Origin of the sequence: Bradyrhizobium archetypum (assembly GCF_013114835.1) — a bacterium.
Classification (GTDB): Bacteria; Pseudomonadota; Alphaproteobacteria; order Rhizobiales; family Xanthobacteraceae; genus Bradyrhizobium; species Bradyrhizobium archetypum.
The window spans coordinates 559890-580740 of record NZ_JAAVLW010000003.1 but is presented as its reverse complement, the minus strand read 5'-3'; the positions used below and the strand labels follow the sequence as shown (position 1 = coordinate 580740).

At 62.9% G+C, this 20851-nt stretch carries 21 protein-coding genes and 1 pseudogene; 7 read left to right on the top strand and 15 right to left on the bottom strand.

What is annotated here, in order from left to right:
- Positions 1-61 precede the first annotated feature (61 nt).
- Positions 62-940, bottom strand: a complete 879-nt coding sequence (galU, locus tag HCN50_RS11340) for a UTP--glucose-1-phosphate uridylyltransferase GalU (RefSeq protein ID WP_171709722.1) — start codon at positions 938-940, stop codon at positions 62-64.
- A 240-nt stretch (positions 941-1180) separates the two neighbouring features.
- Between galU and HCN50_RS11335 the strand changes: the two genes are divergently transcribed.
- Positions 1181-2560, top strand: coding sequence for a lytic murein transglycosylase (locus HCN50_RS11335; RefSeq protein WP_171709721.1), 1380 nt, complete (start codon positions 1181-1183; stop codon positions 2558-2560).
- A 159-nt stretch (positions 2561-2719) separates the two neighbouring features.
- Entirely contained in the window at positions 2720-4453 is a 1734-nt protein-coding gene (locus HCN50_RS11330) for an SGNH/GDSL hydrolase family protein (RefSeq protein ID WP_171709720.1), read from the top strand.
- Positions 4454-4465: 12 nt separating this feature from the next.
- Here HCN50_RS11330 and HCN50_RS11325 read toward each other — a convergent pair whose 3' ends face one another.
- From HCN50_RS11325 to HCN50_RS33595, 3 genes and pseudogenes are all read right to left on the bottom strand, one after another.
- Positions 4466-4840 (bottom strand): CsbD family protein, encoded by a 375-nt coding sequence (locus HCN50_RS11325; protein ID WP_171709719.1) that lies wholly within the window; start codon positions 4838-4840, stop codon positions 4466-4468.
- Between the two features lie 92 nt (positions 4841-4932).
- On the bottom strand, positions 4933-5667 hold the full coding sequence (locus tag HCN50_RS11320) for an SDR family NAD(P)-dependent oxidoreductase (RefSeq protein WP_171709987.1): 735 nt from the start codon (positions 5665-5667) through the stop codon (positions 4933-4935).
- Positions 5668-5790: 123 nt separating this feature from the next.
- Positions 5791-5943: pseudogene (locus HCN50_RS33595) on the bottom strand (GNAT family N-acetyltransferase); the annotation flags it as partial.
- Between the two features lie 367 nt (positions 5944-6310).
- On the opposite strand from HCN50_RS33595, the gene HCN50_RS11310 reads away from it, so the two are divergent.
- Positions 6311-7090: an SDR family NAD(P)-dependent oxidoreductase gene (locus HCN50_RS11310; protein ID WP_171709718.1), complete on the top strand. Its 780-nt coding sequence runs from the start codon at positions 6311-6313 to the stop codon at positions 7088-7090.
- A 204-nt stretch (positions 7091-7294) separates the two neighbouring features.
- Positions 7295-8182: a TauD/TfdA dioxygenase family protein gene (locus tag HCN50_RS11305; RefSeq protein ID WP_171709717.1), complete on the top strand. Its 888-nt coding sequence runs from the start codon at positions 7295-7297 to the stop codon at positions 8180-8182.
- A gap of 109 nt (positions 8183-8291) precedes the next feature.
- On the opposite strand, the gene HCN50_RS11300 is transcribed toward HCN50_RS11305, so the two are convergent.
- Positions 8292-8942 carry a YqgE/AlgH family protein gene (locus HCN50_RS11300; RefSeq protein WP_171709716.1) on the bottom strand — a complete coding sequence of 217 codons (651 nt, stop codon included), beginning with the start codon at positions 8940-8942 and terminating at the stop codon, positions 8292-8294.
- A gap of 137 nt (positions 8943-9079) precedes the next feature.
- Here HCN50_RS11300 and HCN50_RS11295 point away from each other — a divergent pair, with 137 nt between their 5' ends.
- Complete coding sequence (locus HCN50_RS11295; protein ID WP_171709715.1) at positions 9080-9916, top strand: protein-disulfide reductase DsbD domain-containing protein; 837 nt, start codon at positions 9080-9082, stop codon at positions 9914-9916.
- Positions 9917-10047: 131 nt separating this feature from the next.
- Here HCN50_RS11295 and HCN50_RS11290 read toward each other — a convergent pair whose 3' ends face one another.
- Positions 10048-10305, bottom strand: a complete 258-nt coding sequence (locus HCN50_RS11290) for a hypothetical protein (RefSeq protein WP_171709714.1) — start codon at positions 10303-10305, stop codon at positions 10048-10050.
- Positions 10306-10407: 102 nt separating this feature from the next.
- Positions 10408-10560: a hypothetical protein gene (locus HCN50_RS33070; protein ID WP_210264871.1), complete on the bottom strand. Its 153-nt coding sequence runs from the start codon at positions 10558-10560 to the stop codon at positions 10408-10410.
- Positions 10561-10867: 307 nt separating this feature from the next.
- On the opposite strand from HCN50_RS33070, the gene HCN50_RS11285 reads away from it, so the two are divergent.
- Together HCN50_RS11285 and HCN50_RS11280 are read left to right on the top strand one after the other, a co-directional pair.
- Complete coding sequence (locus HCN50_RS11285) at positions 10868-12235, top strand: oligosaccharide flippase family protein (protein ID WP_171709713.1); 1368 nt, start codon at positions 10868-10870, stop codon at positions 12233-12235.
- Positions 12236-12493: 258 nt separating this feature from the next.
- Entirely contained in the window at positions 12494-13324 is an 831-nt protein-coding gene (locus tag HCN50_RS11280) for a sulfite exporter TauE/SafE family protein (RefSeq protein WP_171709712.1), read from the top strand.
- A 24-nt stretch (positions 13325-13348) separates the two neighbouring features.
- Here the strand turns inward: HCN50_RS11280 and HCN50_RS11275 are convergent, their stop codons facing one another.
- The 8 genes from HCN50_RS11275 to HCN50_RS11240 form a co-directional block, all read right to left on the bottom strand.
- On the bottom strand, positions 13349-14137 hold the full coding sequence (locus HCN50_RS11275; RefSeq protein WP_171709711.1) for a 3-hydroxybutyrate dehydrogenase: 789 nt from the start codon (positions 14135-14137) through the stop codon (positions 13349-13351).
- 5 nt (positions 14138-14142) lie between these two features.
- On the bottom strand, positions 14143-15318 hold the full coding sequence (locus HCN50_RS11270) for a DUF3734 domain-containing protein (RefSeq protein WP_171709710.1): 1176 nt from the start codon (positions 15316-15318) through the stop codon (positions 14143-14145).
- Positions 15319-15456: 138 nt separating this feature from the next.
- Complete coding sequence (locus HCN50_RS11265; RefSeq protein WP_171709986.1) at positions 15457-15993, bottom strand: CAP domain-containing protein; 537 nt, start codon at positions 15991-15993, stop codon at positions 15457-15459.
- A 108-nt stretch (positions 15994-16101) separates the two neighbouring features.
- Positions 16102-17151 (bottom strand): sulfate/molybdate ABC transporter ATP-binding protein, encoded by a 1050-nt coding sequence (locus HCN50_RS11260; RefSeq protein ID WP_171709709.1) that lies wholly within the window; start codon positions 17149-17151, stop codon positions 16102-16104.
- Positions 17148-18116: a sulfate ABC transporter permease subunit CysW gene (gene cysW / locus HCN50_RS11255; protein WP_171709708.1), complete on the bottom strand. Its 969-nt coding sequence runs from the start codon at positions 18114-18116 to the stop codon at positions 17148-17150. The genes HCN50_RS11260 and cysW overlap by 4 nt, the downstream gene beginning before the upstream one ends.
- 11 nt (positions 18117-18127) lie before the next feature.
- Complete coding sequence (gene cysT / locus HCN50_RS11250; RefSeq protein WP_171709985.1) at positions 18128-18934, bottom strand: sulfate ABC transporter permease subunit CysT; 807 nt, start codon at positions 18932-18934, stop codon at positions 18128-18130.
- Positions 18935-19000: 66 nt separating this feature from the next.
- Positions 19001-19990 (bottom strand): sulfate ABC transporter substrate-binding protein, encoded by a 990-nt coding sequence (locus HCN50_RS11245; protein ID WP_171709707.1) that lies wholly within the window; start codon positions 19988-19990, stop codon positions 19001-19003.
- A gap of 138 nt (positions 19991-20128) precedes the next feature.
- Positions 20129-20851: a phosphoadenylyl-sulfate reductase gene (locus HCN50_RS11240; RefSeq protein ID WP_311968038.1), complete on the bottom strand. Its 723-nt coding sequence runs from the start codon at positions 20849-20851 to the stop codon at positions 20129-20131.

Sequence of the window (20851 nt, the reverse complement as noted above, 5' to 3'; positions counted from 1 at the left end):
TCATCCGCTTTCGCTTTTCGCGGATGATGACAGCGCAGGAACGCGGAATGCGCCCCTCTCGTCACTTCTCGAGATAATTCTTCATCTCCGCGCGCAGGCCGTCGCGCAGCTCTGCGCGCGCCATGCCGTAGGCGAGGTTGGCGCGCAGGAAGCCGGATTTCGAACCGCAATCGTGCCGCTCGCCCTCGAACTCGACACCATAGAACTTCTGCGTCTTGGCGAGGGCTTTCATCGCATCGGTGAGCTGGATCTCGTTGCCCGCGCCGCGCTCCTGGGTCTTGAGGATAGCAAAGATTTCCGGCTGCAGAATGTAGCGCCCGGTGATCGAAAGGTTTGACGGCGCAGTCCCTTTCGGCGGCTTCTCCACCATGCCGTCAACCTCGAACATGTTGTCGGCCAGGCGCTTGCCGACACCGCAAATGCCATATTGGTGGGTGAGATCGTCGGGCACCGCCTCCACCGCGAGCAGATTGGATTTGGGCCCGAGTTGTGCCGCAGCCTCGATCATCTGCTTCAGGCAGCCGGGCGTGTTCAGCACCAGCTCATCCGGCAATACCACTGCGAACGGCTCGTCGCCGACGATGTCGCGCGCGCACCAGACGGCGTGTCCCAGGCCAAGCGGCGCCTGCTGTCTGGTGAAGCTCATGGCACCGGCTTCCGGCTGGTCGCGCGCCAGGATCTCCTGCTCGGCCTTTTTGCCGCGCTCGGCCAGCGTGGTGTCGAGTTCGAACATCCGGTCGAAATGATCCTCGATCACGCCCTTGTTGCGCCCGGTGACGAAGACGAAGTGCTCGATGCCGGCTTCCTTGGCCTCATCCACCACATACTGGATCAGCGGCTTGTCAACGATGGTCAGCATTTCCTTCGGCATGGCCTTGGTGGCTGGCAGGACACGGGTGCCGAGACCGGCTACCGGGAAAACGGCTTTACGGATTTTCATGGGATGTCGGGCGCCTTGAAAATGAGGAAAGTGCTTTGAATGCACGTTGATAGCCGGTTTGCAGCCCTGAACAAAGGCGGATGTATGGTGACCGCCCGCCTCCCGTTGCATCTGCCCTTGCGCGCGGGCGGCGCGACAACAAAATGCCCTCTGTTAAGCTATTGGAAACCGTGGCAGGGCCTTCTGGCACGGGGGCTGGTTGCGACGGACGGGTACGGCATGGGTCTGATGGAACGAACGATGGGCAATCGAACCGGTGCGATCTTAATCGCCGCCACGCTGTTGTGTTCCTTTGAGGCAGCGCTGGTCAGCCCGTCCCATGCCCAATCGGCCGGTGGTGACGGGATTTCCAACTTTTTGGACAACATCTTCTCAGGTCCCAAGGCCAGTCCCACGCCGCAGACCGCGCCCGGCACAAACGGTGCGCCACCCTGGAGCGGCGAGGACGGCGCCTCCGGTCATCCGCTGATGACCGCAAGCGCGATCCGGCAGGCGGCGGCGAATTTTCAGAACTGCGTGGCCTCGATGTGGCCTGATGCCGCACGGCGCAACATCAGCCAGGAGAATTTCGAGCGCTTCACCGCCGGGCTCGAGCCTGATTTGCGTATCATGGACCTGATGGATTCGCAGCCCGAATTCACCAAGGCGATCTGGGACTATCTCGACATTCTCGTGAACGACAACCGCCTCGCCAAGGGGCGCGAGGTCCTCGCGAAATACAAGCCGCAATTCGACACGGTGGAGAAAGCCTACGGCGTCGACCGCTACATCATCGCCTCGATCTGGGGCATCGAATCCAACTACTCGACGCAGATCGGCGACCGCAACGTGGTGCAGTCGACGGCGACGCTGGCCTGCATCGGCCGCCGCCAGGCCTATTTCAAGGACGAGTTCCTCACGGCGCTCGAAATCCTCAACCGCGGCGATTTGCGGCCCGAACAGATGCGCGGCTCCTGGGCCGGCGCGTTCGGGCCGACGCAATTCATGCCAACTGCTTTCAAGCGTTACGCCGTCGATGGTGATGGCGACGGCCGCCGTGACGTCGTCGACAACGCCGCCGACCTGATCGCCTCCACGGCCAACAACCTCAAGAAGGACGGCTGGCAGACCGGCCGGAGCTGGGGCTACGAGGTGGTGCTGCCGGAAGGCTTCAATTTCATGCTGGCGGACAAGTCCAAGGCGATGACAATCGCGCAGTGGCAGGGCCAAGGATTGAAGCGGGCCGACGGCAAGCCATTCCCTGATACGAACGAGAAGGCCTATCTGCTGGCGCCTGCCGGCATGCAGGGGCCCGGCTTTCTGATGCTGCAGAATTTCCGGGTCATCATGAAATATAACCCGGCCGAGGCCTATGCGCTGGCGATCGGCCATTTTGCCGACCGGCTGCGCGGCGGCGCGCCATTCGTGCAGCCCTGGCCGCGGCAGGAACGGGTGCTGTCGCGCGCCGAACGGCTGGAACTGCAGCAGCTCCTGGCCCAGCGCGGCTTCTACCGCGGCACGCCGGACGGCCAGTTCGGCGGCCAGACCCGGGAGGCACTCCGCAGCTTCCAGGCCTCGATCGGGGCGCCGGCGGACGGATTTGCCTCAGCGGACGTGCTGGAGCGGCTGAGAGGGCGCTGAACGCGGCTTTCGACCGCGAAAATTGCCGTGAAAACCACGATTCGGCTGAAGCCTTGACGGCCGCCCCGGAACCCCGGTTTATGGGGAAAATCTGCCCGCTTGCGGCCCGATTCCGCTACTATACTTGACGCTTCACGATCCATTTTGCGACCGAGCCGGATGCGAAAGCCAACGTCCTTCTTGCGCGTGTTCACCGACACCGGCCCGCTGGTGGTGCTGGCGGTTGCGATCGCGCTCCTGGTCGGGATCGGGGGACCGGCCTCCGCGCAGTTTTTCAATTTCGGCGGCTTCGGCGGCCCGCCGCAGCGGCAAGCGCCACAACGTGGCGGCGGCTGGTTCGGCGGCGATTTCTTTGCACCCTTCCAGCAAACACCCCAGCAGCAGGCGCCGCGCCAGGATTTCTCCCGCGCGCCCGCGCCCGCCAAGCGCGACACGGTGGCTGAACGTAACGTGCTGGTGCTTGGCGACGCCATGGCCGACTGGCTCGCCTATGGTCTGGAAGACGCCTATGCCGAACAGCCCGACATGGGCGTGATCCGCAAGCACAAGACCGTCTCCGGCCTGATCAAGTATCAGCCGCGCGGCGAGCCCGCCGATTGGGCCGCGGCGGCCAAGGGCATCCTCGCCACCGAAAAGCCCGACGCGATCGTCGTCATGCTCGGCCTCAACGACCGCCAGGCCATCCGCGAGGCGGTCACCGAGAAGAAGGCCGACAAGAAGGAAGAGAAGAAGGACGCACGCGGCAGGCCGGACGCCAAGTCTGCGGACGCCAAGCCTGCGGATGCCAAGAAGCCGGAAGGTTCGGCTGACACGGCAAAGCGCGACGACAAGCCGGTCGACGCCGAATTATCGCCTGACGACGCGGCCGACAACGACACACCGCAAACCGCTGCGCCCGCGAGAGCGGGCGGCGGACTTTACGAATTCCGCGACGAGCGCTGGGTCGAGCTCTACGCCAAGAAGATCGAAGAGCTGATCGGCATTCTCAAATCCAAGGGCGTGCCGGTGCTGTGGGTCGGACTGCCGGCGATCCGTGGGCAAAAGGGAACGTCGGACATGCTGTTCCTCGATGCGCTGTATCGCGACGGCGCGGGCAAGGCCGGCATTACCTATGTCGATATCTGGGATGGCTTTGTCGACGAGGCCGGCCGTTTTCTGCAAAAGGGTCCCGACTTCGAAGGCCAGATCCGCCAGCTCCGCACCCCCGACGGCGTTTTCTTCACCAAGCCGGGCGCGCGCAAGCTCGCCCACTATGTCGAGCGCGAGGTGACGCGCCTCTTGGCCGCGCGCTCCGGACCGATCGCCGTGCCGATCGAGCCGGCAACGCCGGAGGCCAATGTCGCGCCCGGCCAGCCGGCGCCGCGTCCGCTGGCCGGACCGGTCATGCCGCTGGTGGCTTCTTCGGTCGGCACTGATCAGTTGCTCGGCGGTCCCGGCTCGCGTCCGGCCGCCGTCGATGCGCTCGCCGCGCGCACGCTGGTGAAGGGTGAAGCGCTGGCGGCGCCGGCCGGCCGCGCCGACGACTACGTGTGGCCTCGCCGTGAAATCGGCCGCGAGCCGGCCAAGGGCGATACGCCGGTTGCAGCCGCCTCACCGAGCGGAACGGCGCCAGCGCCCACGCAAAAACAGCTTTTGCTGCCGCCGCCGCAGCAAACGCTGCAGCAACAGAAGAGACAGCCGTCGATGCCGATGCAGATCCGTCCGCCGCAAAACAACGGGCCGTCATTGCGTGATTTCTTCGGCGGCTTCGGCGGCGGTTTCGGCACAGCGCCCCGGCCGCCCGCGCCGCCGACGGCTGCACCGCCGCGTGGACCGGTTGCTCCGGGCGCGCCGCGTCCGCCGGGTAATGTCGGACGATCGGCCGAAGTCCCGCCGGGCGCTTTCACGCGGTGATTTCAGCCCGGCTCAGCCGTAATAACGCCAGCGCGGCGGCGGGCGGCGCGGCGGGCGCGTCATCAGCAGCGCCAACGCAAATCCAATTCCGGCGGCCACCAACAGCGCGCCGAGCGGATTTTCCTGCACGGTCTTCGCCACCGCTTGCTGGCCGCTGCGAACGGCGTCGCCACGGTGGTCATAGGCATCCTTGGCATAGTTGACGGCGGTGTCGGTCGCCTCGCGGGCGGCATCCTTGGCCTGGCCATACAGGTTCTGCACCGTGCCTGCTGCTTCCCGCACGCGGCCTTCAGCCTGCGTCTTCGCGTCGCCAGCCATATCGCCGACAGTGCCTTCGACCTTGCCTGCAAAATCCTTCGCCGAACCGGCTATCCGATCCTTGTCCATCGCGATCACTCCTGTTTTCAGGAGGTGTAACCGGCAAGACCGGTTCGGGTTCCTGCCGCGCGCGAAACGCGCCGCTCCGCAAGGTGTCGGGCTTACAGAATCAGCCCGCCGTCGACCACGATGGTCTGGCCGACGATGTAGGACGCAAGCGGCGAAGCCAGGAACAACGCCACGCCGGCCATATCGGCCGGCGTGCCGAGCCGCTTTAGCGGAATCCGCTCCAGCGCGCTTTCGAGCCGCTTCGGATTGGCCGTCGTCGCCTTGGTCATCTTGGTGTCGACCAGGCCGGGTGCGATGCCGTTGACGCGGATGCCGTTCCCGGCCCACGCCTCGCCGAGCGTGCGCGTCAGGCCGACCGCGCCGGTCTTCGAGGCGTTATAGGCCGGGTTGCCCATGGTGGAGTGATAGGCGGCGGTCGAACTGACGATGATCAGCGAGCCCCGGCTGGCGCTCAGCATCGCCTTGAATTTGGTTGCGCACGCCATCAGGCTCATCAGGTTGACCTCCACCACCTTGCGGAAGCCCTCCATCTCGAATTCGCCGCGGCGGTAGATCACCGCGCCTTGCGCGAGAACCAGCACGTCGAGTTGCGTGAAGGACGGCTTGAAGGATTCGATGGCTCGCGCGTTACTGACGTCGAGTTGGAAATAGTCGAGCCCTTCAAGATGCGATCCTTCGTCGGGCGAATAGTCGGCGGCGGCGGCGCGGGTGCCGCAGGCTGCGACGCGCGCTCCCCTGGCGCGGAACGCCTGCGCGATACCGTTGCCGATGCCGCTGGAGCCGCCGACCACCAGCACCTGACTGCCGCTGAAATCCAGTTCGTTCATCCCTGTGATCCTCTTTTGTCGTGATCTTGGTTCAAGCCTTTCGTCGAGGAATTTGACCATCAGAAGCTCGTCATAATATCGCCCGTTCTGCTTGAGGGCTCGCTTTTCATAACCGTATTCGACGAAACCCATGGCGCGGTAGAGCCAGCGCGCGCCATCATTCGCGCTCACGACGGTCAGTTGAACCATTTCCACACGTCCGCGTGCGTGGTTGAGAACGGCCGCAACAAGCTTCTTGCCAAGGCCGGAATTTCTTGCAGTGCTTCGAACATACATGCCCCAAAGCCTCGCCTTGTGCGGTGCTTTAAACCTGCCTGCGCAGCATAGGCTGCGATACCAGAGAGCGCCCCATCGAGGAAAGCGCCGAAAACATCGTTGCGACCAAGGACAGCTTCGAACCACGACAACGGCTGCGCACTTTCTTCCTCGAACGTACTGCCAAACGCTTCTGGATTCGTCTTCAGGCGCTCCAGCCGTATCTCTCGGAAGAGCGCAGCGTCGGAAGGCTCCAGTCGACTAATCTGCAGGCCGCGAATATCGGTCACTTTGGCACCTCGCTGCAAGTCGTTTGACCTGTCTGCGGATCGGTGCCAGCCTTGTCAATCCTGCAACGCGCACCTCGCATCTTCGTCCGGGTCCTGTCATGCCAGATTTCAAAAAGCTCAGCCGCTCGGTCAAAGACCTGACCGTTCTCGTCACCGGTGCTGCCAGCGGCATGGGCCGCGCCACGGCGCTCGTGTTCGCGGACGAAGGCGCCAATGTTGCTGTGACCGATCTGAATGCTGAGCCTACCCAGGCGGTCGCCAGCGAGATCACGGCGAGAGGCGGCTCGGCAAAAGCTTGGACACTCGACGTCGCCGAGCCCGACGACATCATCAAAGTGGTCAACGACGTGGCCGCGCATTTCGGCTCCCTCGACATCGTCATCAACAATGCCGGCATCTCCGTGCGCGTGGCGATTGATGACGAAGGCTATGAAGCCGCCTGGGACAAGGCGCTGGCCGTGATGCTGACGGCGCACCCGCGCATCATCCGCGCCGCGCTGCCGCATCTGCGCCAGTCGAAGAGCCCGCGAATCGTCAATATCGCATCGACCGAGGCGCTCGGCGCGACCGCGCTGCACAGCCCTTACTCCGCCGCGAAAGGCGGAGTCACCAGCCTCACCCGCTCGCTCGCCGTTGAACTCGGCCGCGAGGGCATCACGGTGAACTGCATCTGCCCCGGCCCGATCCGCACCGCGATCACCGAGCGGATTTCCGAAGAACACAAGACGATCTACGCCAAGCGCCGCACCGCGCTCGGCCGCTACGGCGACCCTGAGGAGGTGGCGCACATGACGCTCAGCCTGTGCCTGCCGGCCGCTTCCTTCCTGACTGGCGCCGTGATCCCGGTCGATGGTGGGTTGATGGCGCGGAACGCGTGAGCACTTATCATTGCAGGGCCTGACCCGGCAACCCATCCGCTTTGAAAAGCCTCTTGTGAAGGTCGATGGATGCCCGGATCAAGTCCGGGCATGACAGGTGTGTGCGCAGCACAGCCCCTATCGCGTTGACATCGCAATGTCAGCGAGTAGCTTTTCTCTCAAACAGAGCGGGCAAAACCGCCCGCCGCTTTCGGGAGAGACGCCATGACGATCGCGATCCGGCAGTTGCATCGGCATTTTGTCGGCGAAGTTTCCGGGCTTGATTTGCGAAAGTCCCTGACAAAGCAGGAAGCGATCGAGGTCGAGGCGGCGATGGACAAATATGCCGTGCTCATCTTCCACGACCAGGACATCACCGACGAACAGCAGCTCGCCTTCGCGCTGAATTTCGGCAAGCGCGAAGACGCGCGCGGCGGCAATATCGTCAAGCCTCAGGATTCACGCCTCTCGACCGGTCTCAACGACGTTTCCAACCTCGGCAAGGACGGCAAGCCATTGCCGCGCGACAGCCGCGCGCATCTATTCAATCTCGGCAATTGCCTGTGGCATTCCGACAGCTCGTTCCGCCCGATCCCGGCCAAATTCTCATTGCTGTCGGCGCGGGTGGTGAACCCCAAGGGCGGCAACACCGAATTCGCCGATATGCGCGCGGCCTATGACGCGCTCGACGATGAGACCAAGGCCGAGATCGAAGACCTGATCTGCGAGCATTCGCTGATGTATTCGCGCGGCTCGCTCGGCTTCCTTGACTATACCGATGAAGAGAAAGAGATGTTCAAGCCGGTGTTGCAGCGGCTGGTGCGGACCCATCCGGTGCACGGCCGCAAGTCGCTGTATCTGTCGTCGCATGCGGGCGCCATCAAAGGCATGAGCATGCCCGAGGCGCGGCTGTTGCTGCGCGATCTCACTGAGCACGCGACAAAGCCGGAATTCGTCTACATCCATAAATGGGCCGTGCATGACCTCGTGATGTGGGACAATCGCCAGACCATGCACCGCGTGCGCCGCTACGACCAGTCGCAGCCCCGCGACATGCGCCGCGCAACCATTGCCGGCACCGAGCCGACGGTAGCCCAACAGGCGGCGGAGTAACGCCTAGCACGCACCCACCCGTCATGCGCGGGCTTGACCCGCGCATCCATTACCGCGCAAAAAGCATCTCTTTGGATGGATCGCCGGGTCGAGCCCGGCAATGACGAAGTCAGGCGTGCCCGGCCTCGTTCGACAGCATGCCGGGATCGATGCCGATCTTGCGCAGCGCGCGCTGGTACTTTTCCTCGACATCATCGCCGAAAATCAAATCCGGATCGGCGTCGCAATGCAGCCAGCCATTGTGCTGGATCTCGTTCTCGAGCTGGCCCGGCGCCCAGCCGGCATAGCCCAGTGCCAGGATCGCGTGTTTGGGTCCGGTGCCCTGGGCTATCGCCTTGAGAATGTCCACCGTCGCCGTCAGGCAGATGCCGTCGTCGATATTCAGCGTCGCGTCCTTGATGAAGAAATCGCTCGAATGCAGCACGAAGCCGCGGCCGGTATCGACCGGGCCACCCTTCAAGACCTGCATGGTCTCGGCGTTTTCCGGCAACTTGATCTGGTCGGCTTTCTGGATGATGTCGAGCTGGACCAGCAGGCCGGGAAAATCGATGCTGCCGGCCGGACGGTTGACGATGATGCCCATCGCCCCTTCCGACGAATGGGCGCACATGTAGATGACGGAGCGCTCGAAACGAGGATCGCCCATCACCGGCATGGCGATCAGCAGCCGGCCGTCCAGGTATCCTTCGCCGGACGAATTGTCGCCAAGGCCGGCAGCTTTGCGGCGAACGGGCTTTGGTGTCTTGCCTTCAGAGCTCATCCGCAAGTGCCTCTCTTGCTAGTCTCATATCCTGATATCGGGTACGGTTTCTGTCAATTAAACTTCGGGCGGCACTCGCCCCGCCGATCACACGCAATTCAATGGTTTGCACCGAAACTTGCCTGTAAAGACGTGCCATGGCCCTGATGGTTCCCCTGCGCGCCGTGCTCGGCGTCGCCGCACTATGCGTCGCGTGTGCGACGTCGGAGGTTCGCGCCGAGGATGCTTCGCCGTGGCAACGCGACGTGCATTCCGCGCTCCGGCTGCTGGCGGGATCGCGGAGCGGCGCGGTGCTGCTCGGCGGCATCGCCATCCAGTTGCAGCCAGGATGGAAGACCTATTGGCGGACGCCCGGCGATTCCGGCGTTCCGCCCCGCTTTGACTTCTCCAAATCGGACAACGTCGACGCTGTGACCGTGCTGTGGCCGGCGCCAAGCAAATTCGACGACGGCGCCGGCGGCACCGCGCTGGGTTACAAGCAGCAGGTCGTGCTGCCGTTGCGGATCGTGGCCAAGAACGCCGACAAGCCGGTGACGCTGCGGGCCAATATCAGCTACGCGGTTTGCGAGAAGATCTGCATCCCCGTCGAAGCCCATGCTGAGCTCGCCTTTGCCAGCGTGGCAAGCACCGAGGACGGCACGCTGTCCGAAGCGCTCAATGCGGTGCCGAAGCCCGCCAATATCGGCGACCCCAATCCGCTGACCATCCGCGACATCAAGCGCGAAGGAAAGAGCAGCGTGCTGGTCGACGTGGCCGCGCCCGAGGCCAAGGAGGTCAGCCTGTTCGTCGAGGGCCCGACGCCCGACTGGGCACTGCCGGTCCCGACCCTCGTCAAGCAAGGCCCCCCCGGCGTCAAGCGCTTTTCATTCGAACTCGACGGCCTGCCGCCCGGCGCCAAAGCCGAAGGCGCCGCGCTCAAGCTGACGCTGGTCGGCGGTGACCGAGCCTATGAGTTCAACGTCAATTTGGACTGATGCGACCTGCCGTCCCTGCGAAGATGCGCAATCTCGCCGCGATGGCGCGACGTCCTTCCGTCCCGCTGCAGCGAAGTGCGAGGAGTGCCGACGCTTGGCGGCTCTCCTCTTCAGCAATGTTGTATACTTAACTAACTGTTCTGACCGCTCATTTGCTGGGCGCGCATATAGCTCTTGCAAGCCGCCCGCATATCGCCCTTCGCCATTGCGGCATTTGCCGCGCCCATCTCTTTCATCATCGCCATTTTGCGAGGACTATCAGGCATGGCGTTGCTGGACGTGACGAGCTTGGCCATGTTTTCGCTCGTGCAGGACGTCTTCTTCTGGGCAAAAGCCGGGCAAACGGCCAGCGCGGTGGTGATCGCTACAGCGGTGACAAGCAGTTTCATATTTTTCCTCCCCGGCCGCACAATGCAGCCAAGGCTCAAAATTGCGACAAACCAAAAAAGTTCCCGCCAACCCCGGGCCTAGATCGACGCGAAAGCGACAAATCACGAAACCGGGGATATCTGTGCGGCTGGCGGCGCCGGGCGGCTCGGTACGGGATCTGGCGTCATGATGAGATAGAGCGCGCCGGCCACCAGCATGATGGCAGCTATCGCCAATCCTAACATGGCCAGTACCAAATCGTTCGGATCATCCATCTCGCGGCCCGGACACGCGGGCTATTTCGGGGTGAGGGGCAGCCATCGCCTTTGGCTATCCGCGCGAGCGCCTGTAATGAATAACGGCGGGTCCTTCAGACCTTTGGCTATCCGCGACATGCGCCGTTCTGAACGGCGGGCGATGGCTCCGCGGCATCAAACGACGGCTCGGCGACTTTGTTCCTGCGGATCACATATGACCCCGTAAGCGACGCCGGACAGGGGTCCACCCAACCGAATCTTAACGAATGGTTGATACATCCGACCATCGCCGCAGCCTCGCGGCGTAGTTCGGGGATGTACCCTCGTGGCCGTGATGGATACGCAATCCGCAACCGCTTCGCCTGCCGGCGCGATCGCGCGGCTGCGCGCGCTGCTGGGCGGATCGCATGAAGCCTCCGTTACGCGACGGCTCGCCGGCACGATCTTCATCATCCGCGTGCTCAGTGCCGCGCTCGCCTATTTATCGCAGATCCTGCTGGCGCGCTGGATGGGCGGGTCGGATTACGGCGTCTATGTCTATGTCTGGACCTGGGTGCTGCTGCTCGGCAGCATGATGGATTTCGGTATTTCGGCATCCGCGCAGAAGATCATTCCGGAGTATCGAACCCGCGGCGAGCATGCCCTGCTGCGCGGCTTCCTTTCCGGCAGCCGCTGGATCACGTTCGCCGTCTCCTCCATCGTCTCGCTGCTGCTGGTCGGCACAGTGAAGGGATTGTCGCCGTGGATGGACGCCAATGCGATCACTCCGCTCTATATCGGCTGCCTGACGCTGCCGGCGTTTGTCGTCGCCAACACCCAGGACGGCATCGCCCGTTCGCATGACTGGATGCGGCTCGGCCTGATGCCGCAATTCATCGTGCGGCAGTCGCTGATCATCGGCTTTACCGCCGGCGCCTTTGCGCTCGGCTTCAATCTCGGCGCCACCGCCGCGATGTGGGCCAGCGCCGCGGCGGTGTGGATCGCGATGATCGGCCAAATGATCGTGCTCAACCGCAAACTCGGCAGCCATGTCGAGCCCGGTCCCACGGCCTATGATTTCCGTGGCTGGCTCGCCGTCTCGCTGCCGATCTTGATGGTCGAGGGCTTCTATTTGCTGCTGTCCTACACGGACGTGCTGGTGCTGCAGCAGTTCCGCTCTTCAGAAGAGGTCGGCATCTATTTCGCCGTCGTGAAGACGCTGGCGCTGGTGTCCTTCATTCACTACGCGATGGCGGCGACGACGGCGCATCGCTTTGCCGAGTTTCATGCCCAGGGTGACAAGCCGCGGCTGTCGGCCTATGTGGCGCATGCGATCCAGTGGACATTCTGGCCATCGCTGGCCGCGACCATTCTGCTGCTCGCGCTCGGCAAACCGCTGTTGCGGCTGTTCGGACCGCAGTTCGTGGTTGGCTATGACATCATGTTCATAGCCGCTGCCGGACTGTTGGTGCGTTCCGCGATCGGCCCGGTCGAACGGTTGCTCAACATGCTCGGCCACCAGCATATCTGCGCGCTGGCCTACGCGCTTGCCTTCGTCATGAACGTCGTGCTCTGCGTAATCCTGGTGCCGCCCTTCGGCGGTCACGGTGCGGCGGCCGCGACCTCGATCTCGCTGGCGTTCGAGACGGTACTGCTGTTCTGGATCGTGCGCCGGCGGCTCGGCCTCCACGTGCTGGCGTTCGGTAAAGGCTGACTTGCTTCATCGAGCAGCTTAAGGCGAATAGTTCCAAGCCCCCATGCTCCTCTCGGTTTCAACATGCCACGCTGCCGCCTCATTTGAAGAGGGGACAAGAGGTCGCCACCACTGATCGCTGACGTCGTAGGGGAATATGTCCGTCCAGTTCTCCTGCACGCATGAAACATTCTTATTTCGTCCCGGTCGCAGCCGAGACGGGACGTCGGGTGCCGGCCTGTTATATAATACAGTGCTAAACTACGATTTGATTCCGGGATGATCGATCCACTTTACGTTGCTTCGGGATTTGGCGTCGGCCTACTGGTGGGGATGACGGGCGTCGGTGGCGGGTCGCTGATGACGCCGTTGCTGATCCTGCTATTCGGTATCCACCCCACGACCGCCGTCGGTACTGACCTTCTTTACGCCGCGGCGACCAAGACGGGCGGCAGCCTGGTGCATGGCTTTGCACGCAGCATTCACTGGCCGGCGGTGATACGCCTTGCCAGCGGCAGCATCCCCGCGAGCGTCGTTACCTTGCTCGTGCTGTGGCAACTCGAGCTCAAGGGAGATGCCGCGCGCAGCCTGGTCAATCTGGTGCTGTGCTTTGCGCTCATCCTCACTTCGACTTCGTTGATCTTCCGCCGAGCGATCATGGAACGATACCGCCGGCGCATGGAAGGGTTCGATGCTGCGACGACCGGCCGCGCGACCGTGGTCGTCGGTGTGGCGCTCGGTGTGCTGGTCTCGATTTCCTCCGTGGGCGCCGGCGCGGTTGGCGTCACCGCGCTCCTGCTGCTCTATCCGCGCCTGCCGATGGCGAATATCGTCGGCTCCGACATCGCGCACGCCGTACCGCTGACGCTAGTCGCCGGCATCGGCCACTGGGCGCTGGGTTCGGTGGATTGGCCGCTGATGGGCGTGTTGTTGATCGGATCCTTGCCCGGCATCGTGATCGGCAGCTACTGCGCGGTTCGCGTGCCGGAGACGGTGCTGAGGCTGGTGCTGGCCTCAGTTCTGATTGTGGTCGCCGGCAAGCTCGGCTTCAATGAGCTGCACTTTTCGCAAGCGAGTGTCGCAGCGGTCACCGGAAGCGTCGCCCACTAGCGCTTCCGGTGCTGTTCGCAGTTGCTATGCCGCGGTCCAACCGCCGTCGATCGACAGATTGGCGCCGGTGATCTGGGCGGCATCGTCGCTGCACAGGAACAGCGCCAGCGCCGCGACCTGTTCCGAGGTGACGAATTCCTTGGTCGGTTGCGCCTGCAGCAGCACGTCATTGATGACCTGCTCCTTGGTCAGGTTGCGCGCCTTCATCGTGTCGGGAATTTGCTTCTCCACCAAAGGCGTCCAGACGTAACCGGGACTAATGCAGTTGCAGGTGATCTTGAAGGTCGCAAGCTCCAGCGCCACCGTCTTGGTGAGGCCGGCAATGCCGTGCTTGGCCGAGACGTAGGCCGCCTTGAACGGCGAAGCGACCAGCGAATGCGCGGAAGCCGTGTTGATGATGCGGCCCCAACCGCGCTTCTTCATGCCGGGCACCGCGGCGCGGATGCCGTAGAACGCCGACGACAGGTTGATGGCGATGATGGCTTCCCACTTCTCCGGCGGAAAATCCTCGATCGGAGACACGAACTGGATGCCGGCATTGTTGACAAGAATATCGACCGAACCAAACGTCTTCTCGCCGAGTGCGATCATTTCGGCGATTTCGGCGGGTTTCGTCATGTCGGCGGGCGAATGCACGGCGCGAACCTTGAAGTCGGTCTCGATGCCGGAACGCTCGCGCTCGATATCGGCCGGCACGCCCATGCCGTTGAGAACGACATTGGCGCCGGCGGCGGCAAAGGCGCGCGCATAGGCCAATCCGATGCCGCTGGTCGAGCCGGTCACAACAGCGGTCTTGCCTTTTAAGGTACCCATTCCATTCACTCCTGCTTGCCTGCGGGGGGTTTTGAAACATCCCCGGTCATATCGTAGGCCATCATGGTCTCGCCAGGCTGCGGACGCTCCAGCACATCCTTGTGACGCATCGACAGGTGAACGTCGCGGACCCCCGCGTTCCAGTGCTCCACCATGGCGACATGCGAAAAGTCGTAATCCTTGGATGATGTCTCGTAGTTCTTGCTCTTGTAGATCAGATGCACGACGGTAACGGTGTTTTCCCTGGCCGCGTTGCAAAGCACTTCCACCGAGGGATCGTTCTTGAGGTGATCGGGCAGCTTTCCAAGCAACTCGCGCAATGCCTTCCGCGCGTTGTGCAACTGCTTGTTCTTGTCGGTCGTCATGCGGGTACGGCTGGAATAGCGGATGTCTTTTTCCCGCTCCGCGGCCTCGAGCAGCGACGTCGGCAATTCGCCGCGCGCGCTGAACAGGTCGACCTGGAAGATCAGGAGATCGCGGTTGTTTTCCTCGCCCAGCACGTAATCGAGCGGCGTGTTGGAGGCGATGCCGCCGTCCCAATAATGCTCACCCTCGACCTCGATGGAAGGAAAACCCGGCGGCAGCGCGCCGGAGGCCATGATGTGCTCCGGCCCGATCTTCTTGCCGCGTCTCCTGAACTCGAAATTGTCGAAATACTTCAGATTGCCCGAGGTCACGCCGACCGCGCCGACGCTGAGCCGCGTCTTCAGGTCGTTGATGCGATCGAAGTCGACCAGCCGCTCCAGCGTCTTCCTCAGCGGTGCGGTGTCGTAATAGCTCCGCGATTGCGGGCTGCCGGGCGGCCACAACGGTGCCGGCGGAATGCGCGGCGTGAAGAAGCCGGGCACGCCGAACGTCGCGATCAGCGCCGCGCTGGTCTCGTTGAACAGCGAGCGCGCGCGATCGCCGCTTGAGATCGGATTCCACGGCACCGGAGACGACACCATCTCCCAGAATTCCTTGAGGCGATCGACACGCGTTTCAGGGCCGTTGCCGGCGATGATCGCGGCATTGACGGCGCCGATCGAAATGCCTGCAATCCATTCCGGCTCGAAACCCGAGCGGCACAGCGCCTGAAAAGCGCCCGCCTGGTAGGAGCCGAGCGCGCCGCCGCCTTGCAGGACCAGCACGCGCTGCGCCTTGGCGGGCGTGGTGGCTGGCAATGTGGTGGAATGATCCATTGGGGGCTGTCAATCCGAGGGCAGTGAGGCCGGCACCGTGGCGGCAGTTCGCGACGGCGTCAATTGACGAGATCGGAAGCAAAGATCACGCCGAGTTTATCGCCGCGCGAGGCGCTAAAGCCCGTATCCGGAGCTGTTTCAGGTTGATGCAAGAATGAGTGTCCAGAACACCTTGTATTTGGTGTTTGGGGCATATGTCGCCGCGATGCCCAATTTTGTGACACCGTTCTTGAGCATATTCGCCTTGTGCGGCGGCGAGTCGCGCCAGCCTGAGAAGGCCTCCGCCAGCGTATGGTATCCGGCCGAGATATTCTCCACTGCGACCGTTGCCGGATAGCCGGAGGCCCCCAGGCGCTTCTCCAGCGGACCCTTCACATTGTGGTCCATCTTGTTGCGGGCCGCCATCGCCTGCGACTGCTGCTCGGCAAGCCTGATCAGCTCGGCGTCGATCATGACGGCGCCCAGGCCGTTGTTCTGGCGGTATTGCGAGATCATGGTCGCCGCGGCGGCCGGATCGAGTGTGGCGCCGGGTTGGGCCATGTCGACATACATGGCCGGCTGGTCCGGGATTTTGACGTCTGCCGCGCAGCCGGCAAGCAGCATAAGCCCGATAATGGCGATGGTCGCCCGTTTCACAGGAAGAAATCCCCCAAGGTTGGACGGCCGTTGTTGCATACCAACCGTGGCTGAATGGTGAACGGGGGGCTTAATTTGACCGTCATTCCGGGGCGATGCGCAGCATCGAACCATGGGGCGCCCTTGCGCCCCAGAATGACAGGGACATCAATCCTGAGCGGCGAAAATCCGGTAGCGGCGGGGTTGCAGGCTGATTATCTCCCCGGCCTGGAGCTCCCGGTCCCGGGGGGCGTCGATCTCGATCACCATTTTGCCCTCGCCGCCCGAGAGCGCGACCTCCGCCCGCTGGATCGGGCCGAAGGAGCGGACATGGCGTACCGCGCCCTCCAGCGAGCCGGTTCCTGCGGGGCCGATTTGCATGTCGTGGCGGCGGACGAACAGTTTGGAGGCGCCGGAGGCCGCGCCATCGGCGGCGATATTAAGCGGCCGATCGCCGAGTCGCACTGAGCCGCCGGCAACCTCCACCGGCAGTACGATGGATTCACCGATAAAGCCGTGGACGAAAGCGGTCGCCGGATTGTCATAGACATCGCCGGGCGTGCCGATCTGCTCGATACGGCCCTTGTCCATCACCACGACCTGGTTGGCAACTTCCAGCGCCTCCTCCTGGTCATGGGTGACGAAGATCGACGTGACGTGGATTTCGGAATGCAGCGAGCGCAGCCATTGCCGCAGCTCTTTTCGCACCTTGGCGTCCAGCGCGCCGAAGGGCTCGTCTAACAGGAGGATGCGCGGCTCGATCGCAAGCGCCCGCGCCAGCGCAATGCGCTGCCGCTGGCCGCCGGACAACTGGCTGGGATAGCGATTCGCCAGCCAGTCCAGTTGCACGAGATCGAGCAATTCCTTGACCCGGGCACGGATCGTGGCCTCGTCCTTGCGGACCGCGCGCGGCTGCACGCGCAGGCCGAAGGCGACATTCTCGAATACCGTCATGTGGCGGAATAGCGCATAGTGCTGGAACACGAAGCCGACATGGCGTTCGCTCGCGCCGTGTCCCAGCGCATCCTCGCCGTCGATCCGCACCTCGCCGGCGTCGGGCCAGTCGAGCCCGGCAATGATCCGCAGCAGCGTCGTCTTGCCCGAACCCGACGGGCCGAGCAACGCCAGCAATTCACCCTTGCCGACCTTCAGATCGACATTGTCGAGGGCTGCGAACGCGCCGAATTTCTTGACGATGTTTTTGACTTCAATGGTCACTTGGACTCGTCCCTTGGCATTTGTCCTTCGTCTAGTCGCTGTTCGAGAACGGTCTTCACGACCAGCGTGATCAGGGCCAGCATCGCCAGCAGCGAGGCAATCGCAAACGACGCCACGAATTGATATTCATTATACAGGATCTCGACCAATAGCGGCATGGTGTTGGTTTCGCCGCGGATATGGCCCGACACCACCGACACCGCGCCGAACTCGCCCATGGCGCGCGCGTTGCACAGCAGTACGCCATACAACAGGCCCCATTTGATATTGGGCAGCGTAACACGGAAAAAGGTCTGCAGGCCTGACGCGCCCAGCGAGATTGCCGCCTCCTCCTCCTGCGTGCCCTGCTCCTGCATCAAGGGAATCAGCGAACGGGCGACGAACGGAAACGTCACGAAGATGGTTGCGAGCGCAATGCCCGGCAGCGCGAACAGGATGTGGATGTTATGGGCCTGCAGCCATGTGCCCCAATAGCCCTGGGCGCCAAACAGGAGCACGAAGACGAGGCCCGAGATGACAGGGCTCACCGAGAACGGCAGGTCGATCAGCGTGATCAGGAAGGTCTTGCCGCGGAAGTCGAATTTCGCGATTGCCCAGGCCGCGATCACCCCGAACAGCAGATTGAGGCCGACCGAGATCGCCGCCACCAGCAAAGTGAGCCTGATCGCCGACAGCGCCTCAGGCTCGGCCAGCGCGGCGAAATAGGCGCTGATGCCTTTCGAAAAGGCCGAAGCGAACACCACGACCAGTGGCAGCACGACAAAGATGGTGAGGAAGGAAATCGCAAGCGCAATGATGATGAACCGGATCGGCCCGGGCTCGCTGCGGAGATCCTTGGAGACCGCAACCGCCCGTGCCCGGTCGCTCGCCCTGCGGGCGGACGGCGAGGAGATTGCGAGGTCCGCCGTTGACGCGTAGGTCCTTAGCGGCGTTGCCGGAGTAACAAAGCTCGTTTGCGTCGACATCGACCGGGCCCTCAATGCGCGGGAATGCGGGTTTGCGCCCAGCGTTGCAGACGATTGACGGCGAAGATGATCACGAATGCGGCCAGCAGCATGACAACGGCAATAGCCGTCGCATCGGCGTAGCGAAATTCCGAGAGGCGGATCACGATCAGAAGCGGCGCGATCTCCGAGACGTTCGGCAGGTTGCCGGCGATGAAGATCACCGAGCCGTACTCACCGACCGCGCGCGCGAATGCCAGCGCAAAGCCGGTCAATAGCGCCGGGATCAGGCTCGGCAGGATCACCCGAAACACCGTGTGCCAGCGGTTGGCGCCGAGGCTCGCGGCCGCCTCCTCGATTTCCGGATCGAGATCAATCAATACCGGTTGCACCGTCCGCACTACGAACGGGATCCCGATGAAGACCATCGCCAGGAAAATTCCGATCGGCGTGAACGCCACCTTGATGCCGAGCTCGGCGAGCGGCGCACCAAGCCAGCCCTTCTGGGCAAACAATTGCGTCAGCGCGACGCCCGCGACAGCCGTCGGCAGCGCAAAGGGAATGTCGACGATCGCGTCAAACAGCCGCCGGCCCGGAAAGCGATAACGCACCAGCGCCCACACGATGATCGTGCCCATCACCAGATTGACGCAGGCCGCGGCAAACGAAAGGCCGAACGAAATCTTCAGCGCATTCAAGGTGCGGCGGCTCGTGAGAATTTCCCAGAACTGTCCGGGCGAAAGCTCGAGCGTCTTGAGAAACAGGCCGGCGAGCGGGATCAGGATAATGACGGAAAGCCACGTCAGCGTCAGGCCCATGGTCAGACCGAACCCGGGCAAGCTCGTGCGCCGTGCGACCGCTGTGCTCACAAATCCCCCTTCCGCTACGGCTGGCCGTTGGCCAGATCAATTCTTGTAAATCTGGTCGAAAATGCCGCCTTCGCCGAAGTGATCTTTCTGCGCCCTGGTCCAACCACCGAAAACGTCGTCGATGGTGAAAAGTTCGACCTTGGCGAACGATTTTTCGTACTCCTTCGCAATCTCCGAATCCCGCGGACGGTAGGAATTGCGCGCGGCAATTTCCTGACCTTCCTTGGTATACCAATACTTCAGATAGGCCTCGGCGACCGCGCGGGTGCCCTTTTTATCGGCAACCTTGTCGACGACCGCTACCGGCGGCTCGGCGAGAATTGACAATGGTGGCGCCACGATCTCGAACTTGTCCTTGCCGAACTCGCGCTGCGCCAGGAATGCCTCATTCTCCCACGCCAGCAGTACATCGCCAACGCCGCGCTCGACGAACGTTACCGTCGAGCCGCGTGCGCCGGTGTCGAGCACCGGAACGTTCTTGAAGAGGTCGGCCACGAACTTCTTCGCTTTGTCGGCCGAGCCGAATGTCTTTTCGGCAAATCCCCACGCCGCAAGGTAATTCCAGCGCGCGCCGCCGGAGGTCTTGGGGTTCGGCGTGATCACCTGCACGCCGGGCTTGATCAGATCGTCCCAGTCCTTGATGGCCTTGGGATTGCCCTTACGCACCAGAAACACAATGGTCGATGTATAGGGCGATGCATTGAGCGACAGTCGCTTCTGCCAGTCGGCTGCCACCAGACCTTTGGCGGCGATGGCATCGATGTCATAAGCCAGCGCCAGCGTCACGACATCCGCCTGCAGGCCGTCAATCACGCCGCGCGCCTGCGATCCAGAGCCGCCATGCGACTGCTTGATCTCGACGGTCTTGCCGGTCTCTTTCTGGAAGGCCGCGGCGAACGCCTTGTTGAAATCGGCGTAGAGCTCGCGCGTGGGATCGTAGGATACGTTGAGCAAGGTGTAGTCGGCAGCGAAAGCCGAACTCGCCCAGAGCAACCCAGCAACGAGCGGCAGAATGCGACGGATCATCGTTGATCTCCATTCGGCTTGATGCAGCATATCATCAAAGCGGAAGCGCATAAGTCGCGACGAAAGGTCGCTTAGTCAATGAAACCGCGTTTCATAGTTTTCGGTTCCGCAGCTTCATTGTCCTATCAAGCCCGCACCCTACGACGTTTTCGTGGTGTGAATGCCGCATTCGGTCTTGGACCTGCCGCGCCAGCGGCCGGCCCGGGCATCCTCGTCCGGCGCGGTGCGGCTCGAACACGGCATGCACCCAACCGACAAATAGCCCGAGGCGACCAGCGGATGTGGCGGCAATTTGGCAAGCTTGTAGATTGCCTCGATCTCTTCGCGCGAGACGTTCGCGAACGGATTGAATTTCAGCCTCTCGCCATCCTCTTCGACGACGGCAAGCTCGGCACGCGCGCCGCCCTGAAAGCGCTTGCGTCCGTTGATCCAGGCCGAGAACGGCTTGAGCGCCCGTGCCAGCGGTTCGACTTTACGGATGCGGCAGCAGGCGTCGGGATCGGAAAACCACAATTCGCGGTCGGGATCCTGGCGTGAAAGCGCCTCCTCCGATGGCTTGATCGAGCGGACGTCGCGAAGGCCGAGCACGCCGATCAGCGTGTCGCGATAGGCAAGGGTCTCGTCGAACAGCCATCCGGTATCGAGGAAGATCACCGGGATCGCAGGATCGACGTCCGCCATCACCTTGAGCAGCGCCGCCGATTCGGTGCCGAATGACGACACCAGCGCTAGCTGTTCGCGGCCGACGGTCTTCAGCGCAGTCTCAATGACATGCGCCGGCGAAGCGTCACGCAGGGCGTGGTCGAGCGTCTGCGCCAAAGGAAGGATCGCCGTTTCGGCGGCGAGCGCGTGCTGTGGGAT

Bases quoted from the DNA above. Each gene is read 5' to 3' on its own strand.
- galU (WP_171709722.1), bottom strand. From the start codon at position 940: ATGAAAATCCGTAAAGCCGTTTTCCCGGTAGCCGGTCTCGGCACCCGT.
- HCN50_RS11335 (WP_171709721.1), top strand. From the start codon at position 1,181: ATGGGCAATCGAACCGGTGCGATCTTAATCGCCGCCACGCTGTTGTGT.
- HCN50_RS11330 (WP_171709720.1), top strand. From the start codon at position 2,720: ATGCGAAAGCCAACGTCCTTCTTGCGCGTGTTCACCGACACCGGCCCG.
- HCN50_RS11325 (WP_171709719.1), bottom strand. From the start codon at position 4,840: ATGGACAAGGATCGGATAGCCGGTTCGGCGAAGGATTTTGCAGGCAAG.
- HCN50_RS11320 (WP_171709987.1), bottom strand. From the start codon at position 5,667: ATGAACGAACTGGATTTCAGCGGCAGTCAGGTGCTGGTGGTCGGCGGC.
- HCN50_RS11310 (WP_171709718.1), top strand. From the start codon at position 6,311: ATGCCAGATTTCAAAAAGCTCAGCCGCTCGGTCAAAGACCTGACCGTT.
- HCN50_RS11305 (WP_171709717.1), top strand. From the start codon at position 7,295: ATGACGATCGCGATCCGGCAGTTGCATCGGCATTTTGTCGGCGAAGTT.
- HCN50_RS11300 (WP_171709716.1), bottom strand. From the start codon at position 8,942: ATGAGCTCTGAAGGCAAGACACCAAAGCCCGTTCGCCGCAAAGCTGCC.
- HCN50_RS11295 (WP_171709715.1), top strand. From the start codon at position 9,080: ATGGCCCTGATGGTTCCCCTGCGCGCCGTGCTCGGCGTCGCCGCACTA.
- HCN50_RS11290 (WP_171709714.1), bottom strand. From the start codon at position 10,305: ATGAAACTGCTTGTCACCGCTGTAGCGATCACCACCGCGCTGGCCGTT.
- HCN50_RS33070 (WP_210264871.1), bottom strand. From the start codon at position 10,560: ATGGATGATCCGAACGATTTGGTACTGGCCATGTTAGGATTGGCGATA.
- HCN50_RS11280 (WP_171709712.1), top strand. From the start codon at position 12,494: ATGATCGATCCACTTTACGTTGCTTCGGGATTTGGCGTCGGCCTACTG.
- HCN50_RS11275 (WP_171709711.1), bottom strand. From the start codon at position 14,137: ATGGGTACCTTAAAAGGCAAGACCGCTGTTGTGACCGGCTCGACCAGC.
- HCN50_RS11270 (WP_171709710.1), bottom strand. From the start codon at position 15,318: ATGGATCATTCCACCACATTGCCAGCCACCACGCCCGCCAAGGCGCAG.
- HCN50_RS11265 (WP_171709986.1), bottom strand. From the start codon at position 15,993: ATGCAACAACGGCCGTCCAACCTTGGGGGATTTCTTCCTGTGAAACGG.
- cysW (WP_171709708.1), bottom strand. From the start codon at position 18,116: ATGTCGACGCAAACGAGCTTTGTTACTCCGGCAACGCCGCTAAGGACC.
- HCN50_RS11245 (WP_171709707.1), bottom strand. From the start codon at position 19,990: ATGATCCGTCGCATTCTGCCGCTCGTTGCTGGGTTGCTCTGGGCGAGT.